Annotated in this window: 11 protein-coding genes; 3 read left to right on the top strand and 8 right to left on the bottom strand. The window is 64.6% G+C overall.

Going from position 1 to position 13,968, the window contains the following annotated elements; genetic code table 11:
- From CH292_RS09800 to CH292_RS09790, 3 genes are all read right to left on the bottom strand, one after another.
- The gene (locus CH292_RS09800) at positions 1–1,506 is read right to left on the bottom strand and encodes a CoA-acylating methylmalonate-semialdehyde dehydrogenase (RefSeq protein ID WP_020113147.1); all 1,506 of its coding nucleotides are present in this window, start codon (positions 1,504–1,506) and stop codon (positions 1–3) included.
- 81 nt (positions 1,507–1,587) lie between these two features.
- Positions 1,588–2,340: an SWIM zinc finger family protein gene (locus CH292_RS09795; protein WP_020113146.1), complete on the bottom strand. Its 753-nt coding sequence runs from the start codon at positions 2,338–2,340 to the stop codon at positions 1,588–1,590.
- Positions 2,340–5,156 (bottom strand): DEAD/DEAH box helicase, encoded by a 2,817-nt coding sequence (locus tag CH292_RS09790; protein WP_094654584.1) that lies wholly within the window; start codon positions 5,154–5,156, stop codon positions 2,340–2,342. The genes CH292_RS09795 and CH292_RS09790 overlap by 1 nt, the downstream gene beginning before the upstream one ends.
- A 142-nt stretch (positions 5,157–5,298) precedes the next feature.
- Between CH292_RS09790 and CH292_RS09785 the strand changes: the two genes are divergently transcribed.
- The 3 genes from CH292_RS09785 to CH292_RS09775 all read left to right on the top strand — a co-directional run bounded on the left by CH292_RS09785 (position 5,299) and on the right by CH292_RS09775 (position 7,823).
- Entirely contained in the window at positions 5,299–6,204 is a 906-nt protein-coding gene (locus tag CH292_RS09785) for an NADP-dependent oxidoreductase (protein ID WP_094654583.1), read from the top strand.
- Between the two features lie 115 nt (positions 6,205–6,319).
- Positions 6,320–6,988, top strand: coding sequence for an HNH endonuclease family protein (locus CH292_RS09780; protein WP_256978004.1), 669 nt, complete (start codon positions 6,320–6,322; stop codon positions 6,986–6,988).
- A 16-nt stretch (positions 6,989–7,004) separates the two neighbouring features.
- Positions 7,005–7,823, top strand: a complete 819-nt coding sequence (locus tag CH292_RS09775) for a shikimate 5-dehydrogenase (RefSeq protein ID WP_094654581.1) — start codon at positions 7,005–7,007, stop codon at positions 7,821–7,823.
- Positions 7,824–8,487: 664 nt separating this feature from the next.
- Here CH292_RS09775 and CH292_RS09770 read toward each other — a convergent pair.
- The 5 genes from CH292_RS09770 to CH292_RS09750 all read right to left on the bottom strand — a co-directional run.
- A complete protein-coding gene (locus tag CH292_RS09770; protein ID WP_094654580.1) occupies positions 8,488–10,671 on the bottom strand; it encodes a malate synthase G in 2,184 nt (727 codons plus the stop codon).
- The gene (locus tag CH292_RS09765; protein WP_094654579.1) at positions 10,668–11,891 is read right to left on the bottom strand and encodes an acetyl-CoA C-acetyltransferase; all 1,224 of its coding nucleotides are present in this window, start codon (positions 11,889–11,891) and stop codon (positions 10,668–10,670) included. Before CH292_RS09765 ends, CH292_RS09770 begins: the two co-directional genes overlap by 4 nt.
- Positions 11,888–12,529 (bottom strand): 3-oxoacid CoA-transferase subunit B, encoded by a 642-nt coding sequence (locus CH292_RS09760; RefSeq protein WP_094654578.1) that lies wholly within the window; start codon positions 12,527–12,529, stop codon positions 11,888–11,890. Before CH292_RS09760 ends, CH292_RS09765 begins: the two co-directional genes overlap by 4 nt.
- Entirely contained in the window at positions 12,526–13,287 is a 762-nt protein-coding gene (locus tag CH292_RS09755) for a CoA transferase subunit A (RefSeq protein WP_094654577.1), read from the bottom strand. The genes CH292_RS09760 and CH292_RS09755 overlap by 4 nt, the downstream gene beginning before the upstream one ends.
- Positions 13,288–13,522: 235 nt before the next feature.
- A partial coding sequence (locus tag CH292_RS09750) for a CoA ester lyase (RefSeq protein WP_179277947.1) occupies positions 13,523–13,968 on the bottom strand: 446 nt, incomplete at its 5' end.

Genomic DNA, 13,968 nt, shown 5'->3' with positions numbered 1-13,968 from the left:
TCAGTCCATGTTGGGGATGACGAAGTGATTGGCAGCTTGCTCCTTGGTGCCCGACGGCCACCGCTGAGTGACGGTCTTGGTCTTGGTGTAGAAGCGCACCGAGTCCGGTCCGTGCTGGTTGAGATCGCCGAAGCCGGACCGCTTCCAGCCGCCGAACGTGTGGTAAGCGATCGGCACCGGGATCGGGACGTTGACGCCGACCATGCCGACCTGCACGCGCGAGCAGAAGTCGCGAGCAGTGTCGCCGTCACGGGTGAAGATGGACACGCCGTTGCCGTATTCGTGCTCGGTCGGCAGACGCAGTGCGTCCTCGTAGTCCTCGGCGCGCACCACGATGAGGACCGGTCCGAAGATCTCTTCCTTGTAGATGCGCATGTCCGTGGTGACCTTGTCGAACAACGTTGCGCCCGCGAAGAATCCGTTCTCGTGGCCCTCGAGCACGAAGTCCCGGCCGTCGACGACGAGCTCGGCTCCTTCGTCGATACCGATCTGGGTGTAGTCGTTGACCCGCTTCAGCGCGTCGCTTCCGACGAGCGGCCCGAAGTCCGCGGCCTCGTCGTCGGAGCGGCCGATCTTCAGCGTCGCGACGCGTTCCTTCAGCTTGGCGACGAGTGCATCGGCAGTCTCCTCACCGACAGGAACGGCAACCGAGATGGCCATGCAGCGCTCGCCCGCGGAGCCGTAGGCAGCACCGAGGAGGGCGTCGGCGACCTGATCGAGATCGGCGTCGGGCATGACGAGAGCATGGTTCTTGGCGCCACCGAAGCACTGGGCGCGCTTGCCGTTCCTGGCGGCTTCCTCGTAGATGTACTGCGCGATCGGAGTCGACCCGACGAAGCCGATGGCCTTGACGCGATCGTCGTTCAGCAGCACGTCGACGGCGTTCTTGCCGCCGTTGACGACGTTGAAGATGCCCGGCGGCAAACCGGCTTCGAGGAACAGCTCGGCCAGCTTGAGCGGTACCGACGGGTCACGCTCGGACGGCTTGAGGATGAACGCGTTGCCGCACGCAATGGCCGGGCCTGCCTTCCACAGCGGGATCATCGCCGGGAAGTTGAACGGGGTGATACCCGCGACGACGCCGAGCGGCTGCCGCATCGAGTAGACGTCGATTCCGCCGCCCGCGCCTTCGGTGTACTCACCCTTGAGCAGGTGCGGGATACCGACGGCGAACTCGACGACCTCGAGGCCGCGCTGGATGTCGCCCTTGGCGTCGGCGATGGTCTTGCCGTGCTCGCTCGACAGCAAGCGAGCGAGCTCGTCCATGTCGCGGTTGATCAGCTGCAGGAACTTCATCAGCACGCGGGCGCGGCGCTGCGGGTTCCACGTCGCCCACTCGCGCTGCGCCTGCTCGGCGTCGGCGATGGCCGCCTCGACCTCGGCGTCACTGGCCAGCGGAACGAGCGCCTGAACCTCGCCGGTATTGGGGTCGAACACGTCGCCGAAATTCCCCGACTCTCCGGGAACGTGCTTGCCGCCGATGAAATGCGTGAGTTCGCGAGCCATGGAATCCGTCCTAACAGGTACGAGAATGAAGTGTGCTCATCCTATAGTCGGACTTCCATGTATGTCCAGCACGTGAGCGGGTCAGAGCCGGTCGTACAACGCCCGCAGCTCGGCAACAGCCCGGCTGACCTCGGCCTCGTTGGACCCGTCGGCTCGGAAGACCTTGCGCAGGATCAGCGGGTCCAGGTCGTCCATCGCCGGCGCCGACGTCGGTTTCGGAAGAGCGGGTAGTCTGGCGTCGTCCCCGAACCAGTCGCCGGAATCGAGTTCGTCGTCGCCGTCACCGACGCCCTCGATCAGTTGATCCAAATCGACGCCGCGGAGCGTCAGAATTGTCGCGGCGGACGCATCGACGTGCTCGGCGGCGATGTACATCAAGGCAGCCGCATGCTTGCACGGCCAACCGTCGTCGGGGCAGGTGCAGTCGAAGTCCAGCTGACCGCGGTCGTGCGGAAGAAGAATCGACGCCAGTGCCTGTGGGATCGAGTTGGACGCCAGTTCGGCCAACATTCCTGGGTTGGATGCGACGCGGCTCATCAGCGCCGAGATCTGACCGTCGGTCAGCGGATCGACGGTGATCGACGCCGAGAACGGTTCCAGCTGGCTGCCCTGAACCTCGCCGTAGATCTGGCCGCGTTCGACACCGAGATTGAGCACCTGGCCCTGTCGCGCGTACGTCCGGCCACGGGCGATTCTGCCCGGATCGGCCAGGTCCTCCATGGCGGTGACGAAGTGCCTCCCCCACCAGGTCTGGCCGAATGCACCGCGCTTGTTGCGGGACTCGATGCCGCCCTTGGCTTTCCGACGCTTGCCGTACTGACTGAAGTCGACCATCACTCACCTACCGCGTCTTCGCTGAGACGGAACAGTTCGTGCAGTTCTGCGGTATCCATCTCGGTCACCCAGTTCTCGCCGGTGCCGACGGCGAGATTCGCGAGGTCTTGTTTGGAGTGCAACATCGAATCGATGCGCTCCTCGACCGTTCCGACACAGAGCAGCTTCTGCACCGAGACGTTCTTGCGCTGGCCGATCCGGAAGGCGCGGTCGGTCGCTTGGTTCTCGACCGCCGGATTCCACCAGCGGTCGAGGTGCACGACGTGGTTGGCCGCGATGAGGTTCAACCCGGTTCCACCTGCCTTGAGCGAGAGCATCATGATCGGTGGGCCGCCGTCGGCTTGGAAGGCCTCCACCATCGCATCACGCTTCGATTTGGTGACGCCGCCGTGCAGGAACGGCACGGCGGTGCCGAACCTTTCCGCGAAGTACGGCGCGACGATGTCGCCGAACTCCCGAAACTGCGTGAACAGCAACGCTTTCTCGTTCTCCCCGAGGATCGAATCGAGCATGTCCTCGACGAGGCCGATCTTTCCGGAGCGATGGTGCCCGCGCTTGAGCACCGGAGAGCCGTCCGACAGGAAGTGCGCTGGATGGTTGCACACCTGTTTCAGCCTCGTCAGCGCAGACAGCACGGCGCCCTTGCGCTTCATCCCCTTGGCGTCGGCGATCTGGGCCATCATCTCGTCGACGACGGCCTTGTACAGGCCCGCCTGCTCGGCGGTGAGGTTCGAGCGCACCGTCATCTCGTTTTTCTCCGGAAGATCGGAGATGACGGCGGGATCGGTCTTGACCCGTCGGAGAATGAACGGAGAGGTGATGGCGCGCAGGCGTGTCACCGCGTTCTCGTCTTTCTCGCGTTCGATGGGAACGGAGAAGCGCTTGCGGAAATCCGTTGGTCTGCCCAGCATTCCAGGGTTGGCGAAGTCGAGGATCGAGCGGAGCTCGTCCAGTCGGTTCTCGACGGGAGTTCCGGTGAGGGCGATCTTGTGCTCGGCCGGAATGGCGAGAGCCGCCTTCGCCTGTCCCGTACCGGAGTTCTTGATGTGCTGCGCTTCGTCGAGCACGACCCGACGCCACGTCCGCTCCGCCAACTGCGCCCGATCGCGCGCCATCAGTGCATACGTCGTCACGACGAGATCGTGCGCGGAAATGGCATCTCGAAGCTCGTCACCGCTCAACCGCGCCGCACCGTGGTGAACCATCACGCGTAGGCCGGGGGTGAACTTCGCGGCTTCGCGCTGCCAGTTTCCGACGACCGACATCGGCGCCACCAGGAGCGTCGGCGTCGTACTCCGTTCGTGCGCGAGCAAGGTGAGTACCTGCAGAGTCTTACCGAGCCCCATGTCGTCGGCGAGTACCGCTCCGAGTCCCAGCCTGCTCATGAACGCCAGCCACTCCACACCACGCTGCTGGTACGGCCGCAGGGTTGCGTTCACGCCCGGTGGAAGCGGAATCGGCTCCGGGCTCGCTCCCGGCTCGAGCAGCGCCTTCGCCCATCCCGTCGCCCGGATGTCCTGAACGGACGCCGGAGGCGGATCGGCAAGGGTCATCTCGCGCATCAGCTTGCCGAGCGGGGTCCCGTCGCCGTGGTGCTCGGCGACGTATTTGGCGGCGCGGGCGAGTTGACCACCGTCGGCGAGCACCCACTGCCCGCGCAGACGCACCAGGTCACCCTTGGATACGGCCAGGCGGTTCATCTCGGCCTCGGTGAGGACCATGTCGCCGAGCTGAAGTTGCCAGTCGTAGGAGACCAGTTCCTCCATGCCGACGGCTCGGTCGGCGGCGGCCTTGGTCACCGCGGGTGATTCCACCCGCAAGCGCATCGACGGATCCAGCCGCGTCCATGCCCGGGGCAGCAGCACCGTCGTTCCGGTCGCCTGCAGTGCCGTCGCACCGTGCTGGACGAGATCGATCACCACCGACGTGGGCAGCAGGAGATCGAGCGTGCCGTCCTCCGATGGCAGATCCCGCAGCCGCGGGTACGCCGCCACGGCCTCGCCGAGCTTGCGCACGGCTGTGGAGAGCAGGGTCGCGTCGACGCGGCGGTTCATCGGAACCGGCACGGGCGCTTCGCCGTCGGCGCGCAGACACACCTGCAAGGTCCAGAACGCTTCGCCGAAATCCGCAGCATCTTCGGGCTCGTCGTCGGTGGGTTCGAGCAATCGCAGTACCAGCGACGGCTCGTCGACGGTGAGGGTTTCCCGCCACTTCTCCAGCAGAGTCGACGCCTGCTGAGTGCCTTCCACGTAGGGGTCGTCCAGAACGAGGGCCGACAGCAGCGGGTGTTCCGGAAAGGGTCTGCCCAGCACCGACCTGACGATGGGATCGGTCAGCTCGGCCAGCATGTCGTCCAGGATTGCCTTGGGTCTGTGGGCCGCACGCTGCACGGACGGCATGGCCGCGGCGAGTTCGCTGGCCCAGGCCCGTTGGCGCTCCCCGCCCACCAGACGCCACCTCGGCCACCACGTCCCTTCCAGTCGGACGAGCGAGGGTACGACTCTGCCTGCGCGCGCCCACCGCTCGATGCCGTGCGCGACGTGCGCCAGATACTGCAGATCACCTGCGATCAGCGGATGCGGCATGATCCTGAGCAGCAGGTCGGCTGCATTGAACGGCACGAGCGCGATCGCGGGAACGCTGGCCGTCGGGGGCCGCCCCCCGTCGGTCGGCGGGAACGTGACCTCGACTCGGTGACGAAACGGTCTGCCGAGTACCTGCGCGAGCGCGGCAGGTAGAGCGGGCTCCGTACCGGTGGTGACCTCGTCGTCCCACAGCGCCAACCCGCTGCCGGGAGACCAGAGACCGTGAAGCACTCGTCCATCCAACCAGGGTGCTCGGTTACGGATGGGCGTGGTGTGCCGGTTGCCGCACCGTGCGCGGGGTCCGTGCGACGCCGACGGGCGAGAAATGGCACACCTCGCCCACCGACTACCGGACATTTGGCACAGTGGATGAATGATCGCTTATGGGTTCAGTGAGTACGGAGGTCCCGAAACCGAGTATTTCCTCGACGTGCCGATTCCAGACCCCGGACAGGGACAGGTGCTGGTAGCGGTGCATGCAGCCGGGGTGAACCCTGCCGATTGGAAGGTGCGGGCCGGCAACCGCAAGGACACCGTACAAACGTCCCTACCGGCAGTTCTCGGCCGTGAGGTGTCCGGCACGGTGGTTCAGGTCGGTACTCATGTGGACGGTTTCTCGGTGGGCGATCGAGTGTTCGGATCCACCGCGGCCGGTCACGGCGGGTACGCGCAGTACACGGTGCTGAACGCGTCCAGCGCCGCACACAAGCCCGATGCCGTGACGTTCGCCGCCGCCGCCACGCTGCCGGTTGCGGCAGGTACGGCCTACGACGGTGTCGACCAGCTGGGCCTCGCGAGCGGTTCGACGTTGCTGGTACTCGGCGCGGGCGGCGGGGTCGGTTCCGCCGTGCTGCAGATAGCCAAGGCGCGCGGTCTGAGCACGATCGGCGTGGCCGGCACGGGTAAGCAGGAGTGGGTGGCCGGCCTCGGGGCTCGTTTCGTCCCCTCCGGCGAGCACTTCGCCGACGCCGTGGACACCGTGGTGGACGGCATCTTCGATCTCGTCGGCGGGGACACCTTGAAATCGGCGGTATCGCTGACCAAGCCCGACGCACCTGTCGTCAGCGTCGCGGATCCCGTGCTCGCGACGTCCCTGGGCGGGTCGGGCGTGCACCGCAGGCGAACCACGGAGGCGTACGAGGCCGTGGCCGACCTGGTGGCCACCGGTGTGCTGACACCGCGAATCGACCAGACCTTCCCGCTCGAGCGGGCAGGCGAAGCACTCGCGACGGTGGAGAGCGGCCACGCAACCGGCAAGGTGATCATCGAAGTCGGCTGAGCAATCACTGTCGGTGGAGTGCGGCACAATCGTGTCCGGATAGACCGAGTACGACGATTGGGCGTGTGTGAAGAAGCTCCGTGTGGCGCTGCTGTTGCTGGTGGCCGCTCTGGCCATGACTGCATTCGGGTCCTGCGACAGAGCGTCGATTCCGGGTTTCTCGCCTCCTCCCCCGGCGCCGGGTAGTCCCACACGAGTGCAGATCGAGGATCTACTTGCACGGGTACAGGTGGTCGCGGACAGGCCCAACAACCCGGGGTACGAGCGGGGCTGCAAAAGCGGGGAGGGCTGTGTGTTCGGTCCGGCGTGGACCGACGATTACGACGGGCCCGGAGGTCACGACGGCTGCGGTACCCGCGACAACGTCCTGGCGCTTTCCCTCACCGAGGTGACGTTCCGCGACGGGACTCGAAACTGCGTGGTCACTTCGGGGGTTCTCGCGGACCCGTACTCCGGTGAGTCCGTCGAATTCGTCAAGGCCGACGCAGGCAAGATCCAGATCGACCACGTCTACCCACTCTCCGCGGCCTGGGACATGGGCGCGAACGCCTGGACACCGGACAAGCGAGTCCAGTTCGCCAACGACATCGACTTCAACCTACTTGCCGTGAACGGGCCCGACAACCAGTCGAAGAGCGACTCCACTCCAGCGCAGTGGCTACCACCCAACGCCGCGTACCGATGCTTCTACGCAGGCAAGTACCTGTCCGTCGCGGCGCAGTACGCACTGCCGATCACGCAGGCGGACCAGCGAACGCTCTCGTCGGTGGCGCAGAACTGCTGAGAGTAAAGTTCCAACGATGTCCTCGCGCAGCTTCCTCGACCGTGAAACGCAACTGTGCATGTCGCTCTCCGGGCGCCCGAGCAACATCGGTACACGCTTCCACAACTACCTCTACGACGAACTCGATCTGAACTTCGTCTACAAAGCCTTCACGACGACGGATCTCGCTGCCGCGATCGGAGGCGTCCGCGCTCTCGGAATCCGCGGGTGCGCAATCTCGATGCCGTTCAAGGAAGACGTCATCGCGTCGATCGACGTGATGCACGATTCCGCGAGCGCCATCGAATCGGTCAACACCATCGTCAACGAGAACGGCGTACTGCACGCGTACAACACCGACTACCAAGCAGTCGCGAATCTTCTTGCGACATCGGGCTTCTCCACCGACTACACAGTGTCCGTGACCGGCAGCGGAGGAATGGCCAAAGCCGTCGTTGCCGCGCTTCGTGATTCGGGATTCACCCGAGGCAACGTCGTCGCCCGCAACGAGGTCACCGGTCCGGCTCTGGCGGCCGCCTACGGGTACGAATGGTCGGCCCGCACCGTCCAAGCAGACCTGCTCGTCAACGTCACTCCCGTCGGAATGGCGGGCGGCCCCGACGCCGATGCCTCGCCCTATTCCGACGAGCAGATCGACGCCGCCCACGCAGTGTTCGACGTAGTCGCCATGCCGTCGGAAACGCCGTTGATCGTAAAAGCCCGGGCCGCAGGCAAGCCCGTCGTCACCGGCGCCGAGGTCATCGCCCTCCAAGCCGCCGAACAATTCGTCCTCTACACCGGCATCCGGCCAACGGACGAGCAAATCCAGCGGGCATCCGAATTCTCGCGAAGCTAGCACGAGAACCGCGCAGATACGAAAACGACAGTTACCGCACCGTCAAACTGCGTTGACGGATTCGGTGAATCCCCTGGCAATTCGCGGATTAACCGATACCGGATATTATGTTAGGTCGGATCCGAAAACCGCCCTCTTGCAACAATGTTAGCGAAATCCCCGTATTGCGCCGAGTCGAACTGGCGCGCGGATGCGCGTGTTCGTCGCCGGTGTCACCGATGTAAGACGGGGCTTAGTCGAGAGCCGCATCTCAGGCGCTGAGTGAGAACCCGATGGCGCATCATTTGTGGCCGACCTCAAGGACACTGAAACGATGTCCCTTACAAATATTTAAGTCCGTCTAACCCTTTAAGGCTGAAGACTCGCAATTGATTTGACAAAGAATCGCATCGAACTGGCGGGAGACTGCCGAGTCTCGCATGGGTGGTATTCGCCGGCTTATTCCGCGCGAGGCTCGGACCATTGAGGGGGCTAGAGCGTGGTTAATCAGTGCGCTTTGCCCCCGACTGCTTGGATTGACTGTAGGCGTTCCGCGCAGCCATGCACTCGAAGTTGGGGTGGGGTCCACCGCTATCGAGTTGGTGGACCCCACCTCGCGTGCATCGTTAGTGGCCTCGACTGCCCTCGGTCGACCTCTTGGACGTAGCACGCGCATGCATATGGCTCAGTCGTTAGTCGTCTTGTATTCCCTCCTGCGGCGGTGCAGGATCGGCTCGGTGTAGCCGTTGGGCTGGCTGGTGCCCTGGAAAATCAGGTCACTTGCGGCCTGGAACGCGATGTTGTTCGCGAAGTCCGGTGCGAGATCGTTGTAGGTCGGGTCCGAGCTGTTCTGCCTGTCCACCACCGGCGCCATCCGCTCGAGCGAAGCGCGAACCTGCTCTTCGGTGACAATGCCGTGGCGCAACCAGTTTGCAATGAACTGGCTCGAAATGCGCAGTGTCGCGCGGTCTTCCATCAACGCGATGTCGTTGATATCGGGCACCTTGGAACACCCGACGCCATGGTCGATCCACCGGACGACGTACCCGAGGATCGACTGCGCGCTGTTGTCGAGCTCGCGCTGCTTGCGCTCGTCACTCCAGTCCGTCGACGGTGCGAGCGGGATTTCGAGGATGTCGTCGACGGTGGCGCGCTTGGATTTCGCGATCTCTTCCTGGCGGGCGAACACGTCGACCTTGTGGTAGTGCAGCGCATGCAATGTGGCCGCCGTCGGGGACGGAACCCACGCGGTGTTCGCGCCGGCTTTCGGATGACCAATCTTCTGCTCGAGCATGTCGGCCATCAGATCAGGCATCGCCCACATACCCTTACCGATCTGCGCCTTGCCTTCGAGGCCGGCAGCCAGTCCGGTGTCGACGTTGAAGTCCTCGTATGCGGCAATCCATTTCTGCGCCTTCATCTCGCCCTTGGGCACGACAGGCCCGGCTTCCATGGAGGTGTGGATCTCGTCGCCCGTGCGATCGAGGAAACCGGTGTTGATGAACACCACGCGTTCCTTCGCCGCTTCGATGGCGGCCTTGAGATTGACCGTGGTGCGGCGTTCCTCGTCCATGATGCCGACCTTGAGGGTGTTCTCGGGCAAACCGAGAACCTTCTCCACTCGCCCGAACAACTCGACGGTGAACGCGACCTCCTCGGGACCGTGCATCTTCGGCTTGACGATGTAGAGCGACCCGGTACGGCTGTTGGCCAACTCGTTGTCACCGGTCAGCGAATGCATACCCGCAAGCGAGGTGAACACGGCGTCGAGGATGCCCTCCGGGACCTCGTTGCCCTCGGCGTCGAGAATCGCATCGGAGGTCATCAGGTGCCCCACGTTGCGCACGAACAGTAGCGATCGGCCGTGCAGGGTGATCTCGCCGCCGCCGACCGCGGTGTAGGTGCGGTCCTTGTTCAGCGTGCGGGTGAACGTCTTGCCGCCCTTGGTCACCTCTTCGACCAAATCTCCGCGCATGAGCCCGAGCCAGTTGCGGTAACCGAGGACCTTGTCGTCCGCGTCGACCGCTGCGACCGAATCCTCGAAGTCCATGATCGTGGTGACAGCCGACTCGAGCAGCAGGTCCTTGACCCCCGCAGCGTCGGTCGAGCCGATGGGGCTCTGCGGGTCGATCTGAATCTCGAAATGCAAACCGTTGTGCGCGAGCAGGATTGCCGTCGGTGCTTCCGGCGAGCCCTGGAAGCCCAGCACCTGCGCTGCATCGCCCAGCCCGGTGACGGTGCCGTCGGCGAGCGTCACCTCGAGCGAAGATCCGGCCGCGGAATCGAGGACGTACTTCGTCGACCCGACGTGGCTACCGGAGGACAGCGGGGCGGCCTCGTCGAGGAACTCGCGAGCGAACGCGATGACCTTGTCGCCGCGCACCTTGTTGTACGAGGTGCCCTTCTCGGCGCCGCCCTCTTCGGAAATGGCGTCGGTGCCGTACAGCGCGTCGTACAGCGAACCCCACCGCGCGTTGGAAGCATTGATCGCAAAGCGTGCATTGAGCACCGGAACCACCAGCTGCGGGCCCGCCGTCGACGTGATCTCGGTGTCGACGCCCGAGGTGGCGATCGAGAAGTCGGCAGGCTCGTCGAGCAGGTAGCCGATCTCCTTCAAAAACGCTTTGTAGGCCCCACGGTCGTAATCGGGACCGGCATGCTCACCGTGCCAAGCGTCGACCTTGCCCTGGATCTCGTCACGCACCGCCAGCAGCGCCTTGTTCTTCGGTGCCAGATCGGCGATCACCGATTCCACACCACCCCAGAACTGGTCGGAATCGACACCGGTACCCGGGAGCGCCTCGTTCTGCACGAAGTCGTACAGCACCTTGGCAACCTGGAGACCACCAACACGTTCGCGTTCAGTCACTTTCGGCCGCTCCCCTCGTTGTGAGCGGAATGTGCCCTCGGTACGCGGACGATGAGTGCGTCGCCTTGTCCGCCGCCGCCGCACAGTGCTGCTGCCCCGATGCCGCCGCCTCGGCGTTGCAACTCGAGCACCAGGTGCAGTGCGATGCGGGCGCCGGACATGCCGAGGGGGTGACCGAGGGCGATGGCGCCGCCGTTGACGTTGACCTTGCCGGAGTCGACTCCGAGTTCGCGCATCGAGGCGATACCGACGGCGGCGAAGGCTTCGTTGATTTCGATCAGATCCAGATCTGTCGGGTCGATGCCTTCCTTGGCGCAGGCTGCCGCGATGGCGCGTGCGGGCTGCGATTGCAGTGAGGAGTCCGGGCCGGCGACGACGCCGTGGGCGCCGATTTCCGCGATCCAGGACAGGCCGAGGCTTTCGGCCTTCTCACGGCTCATCACGATGACCGCGGCGGCGCCGTCGTTGATGGTCGAGGCGTTGCCGGCGGTGATGGTGCCGTCCGTGCTGAATGCCGGCCGGAGGCGGGCGAGGGTGTCGGCGGTGGTGTCGGCGCGGATCCCCTCGTCCTGGGAGAAGACGATCGGGTCGCCTTTGCGCTGGGGGATGGAGACGGGGACGACTTCGTCGTCGAAGATGCCGTTCTTCCACGCTGCTGCGGCTCGTTGGTGCGAGGTGGCGGCGTACTGGTCTTGTTCTTCCCTCGTGCTGGCGTGGGCGCCGTCGTTGCGTGATTCGGTGAGTCCGCCCATGGCTTGGTCGGTGAAGATGTCGTAGAGGCCGTCGTAGGCGAGGTGGTCTTTCATGGTGACGTCGCCGTATTTGAACCCTGCGCGGCTTTTTTCGAGCATGTGCGGGGCCTGGGTCATCGACTCTTGGCCGCCGGCGACGACGATGTCGAATTCACCGGCGCGGATGAGCTGATCGGCCATCGCGATGGCCGACACCCCGGAGAGGCAGACCTTGTTGATCGTCAGCGCGGGGACGTTCATGGGGATACCTGCCGCGACGGCGGCTTGGCGGGCGGGGATCTGTCCGGCGCCTGCGGTGAGGACCTGGCCCATGATGACGTACTCGACCAGTTCCGGTGCCACCCCGGATTTGTCCAGTGCGCCTTTGATCGCGATACCGCCGAGATCCGAACCCGACAAGTCCTTCAGCGAGCCGGACAACCGACCCACCGGAGTACGAGCACCAGCGACGATGACGGAGGTAGTCATGACAGTTCTACTTTCAATTCGGATCCGGTTGCCTTCTCGACCTGTTCGCGTGTGACGTCCGGTGCTAGTTCGACGAGTGCCAGCGATCCCTCGCCGACGACGTCGATGACAGCCAGGTCGGTGATGATGCGGTCGACGACGCCTTGGCCGGTCAGTGGGAGCGTGCAGGTGTCGAGGATCTTCGGGTTGCCGTCGCGATCGCTGTGTTCCATGACGACGATGACCCGGCGCGCGCCGTGGACGAGGTCCATGGCCCCGCCCATGCCCTTGACCATCTTGCCCGGCACCATCCAGTTCGCGAGATCGCCGGTACGCGACACCTGCATGCCACCGAGCACCGCGGTGTCGATGTGTCCGCCGCGGATCATGCCGAACGAGAGCGACGAATCGAAGTATGCGGCACCGGGATTGACGGTGACGGTTTCCTTGCCCGCGTTGATGAGGTTGGCGTCGATCTTGTCCTCGGTGGGATACGGCCCGGTACCGAGGATGCCGTTCTCCGAGTGCAGCACAACCTTGATGGCGGGGTCGAGGTAGCCGGGAATCAGTGTCGGCAGCCCGATTCCGAGGTTGACGTATTCGCCGTCGACCATTTCGGCGGCCGCGCGTTCGGCCATCTGTTCGCGGGTCCAGCTCATGCTCGTCCTCCTGCGCTGACGGTGCGCTTTTCGATGCGCTTGTTCTGTGGTCCGGTGTGCACGATCCGCTGAACGAACACTCCCGGCAGGTGCACTGCGGCGGGGTCGATCTCGCCCGGTTCGACCAGCCGCTCGACCTGGGCGACGGTCACCCGTCCTGCCATCGCGGCGAGCGGGTTGAAGTTCATGGCCGTCTTGTCGAACACGAGATTGCCCTCGGTATCGCCGAGCTCGGCGTGGACCAGTGCGTAGTCGGCGTTGATCGCCTCTTCGAGCACGTACCGCTTCGATCCGAAGACGCGGGTTTCCTTCGGCGGCGACGCCAGCGCGATCGTCCCGTCGACGTTGTAGCGCCACGGCATACCGCCGTCGGCGATGGGGCTCCCGACGCCCGCCGGGGTGAAGAAGGCCGGAATTCCGGTGCCGCCGGCGCGAAGCCGCTCGGCCAGCGTTCCCTGCGGAGTCAGTTCGACCTCCAGTTCACCGGCGAGGTACTGCCGCGCGAATTCCTTGTTCTCTCCCACGTACGACGCAGTGACGCGGCGGATCCGGCCGATCGCCAGCAGGATGCCCAGTCCGTGATCGTCGACGCCGCAGTTGTTGGAGAACACCTCGAGGTCGGTGGCGTCCGTCGCGGCGATCGCTTCGATCAGTGCATCCGGGATGCCGCACAACCCGAACCCTCCGACTGCGATTTTCGCGCCGTTGCCGATGTCGGCCACGGCGGACGCCACCAATTCGTAAACCTTTCCTGCCATGTCATCTCTCCTCGCATGTTCACAGAGCAAACGCGTTCTGTTCGGTTCCCAGTAGACGCCGAACTGCGGTCAATGGGTAGTCGCACCCGTGATCTGGTCGATTGGCGAACCTTCACTGCTCGATGCGTTCATTGAGCGGACGTCGATAGCGGTCGTCGTCCAGTCGCCCGTTCGGTCCCTTTTCACCGTCTCAGCCTCGTCGTGGGCGCAGCTACCACCCCTCACTCGGCGTATCTCAGGTCGACGACGACAGATGCCCATGCGGCGCCGTATTACCGCAGCGAGCGAGTATCCGCTCGGCCTGGTGGGCAACAGGCGCGTCGACCATTCGGCCTTCATAGGTGAAGACACCGCGGTTGACGACGACGGCGTCCAGAATTCCGCGAGCCCACTGCACTTCGGAGTCTGTGGGTGCGTAGGCGGCTCGGATAAGGGGCACTTGGCGGGGATGGATAGCCACCTTGCCGTCGAACCCCACGGCAACTGCATCGTCCGATTCAGCGGCGAGCCCGTCAGGGTCTTCGATGTCGAGGAAAACCGAGTCCAGGGCGAACTTGCCTCTTGCTTTCGCTGCCAACAGAGTCTGAGATCGCACATGGTGTGCAACATCGCGGTATGCGCCGTCTGCGTGTCGGCTCGAGTTCCCACCGAGAGCGGCAATGAGGTCCTCGCCCCCCCCCC

The sequence above is a fragment of the Rhodococcus sp. 14-2470-1a genome, from assembly GCF_002259425.1.
In the GTDB taxonomy this organism is placed as follows: domain Bacteria; phylum Actinomycetota; class Actinomycetes; order Mycobacteriales; family Mycobacteriaceae; genus Rhodococcoides; species Rhodococcoides fascians_E.
Note: the sequence above shows the minus strand (reverse complement) of the source record. Positions and strands in the feature narration are given on the sequence as shown.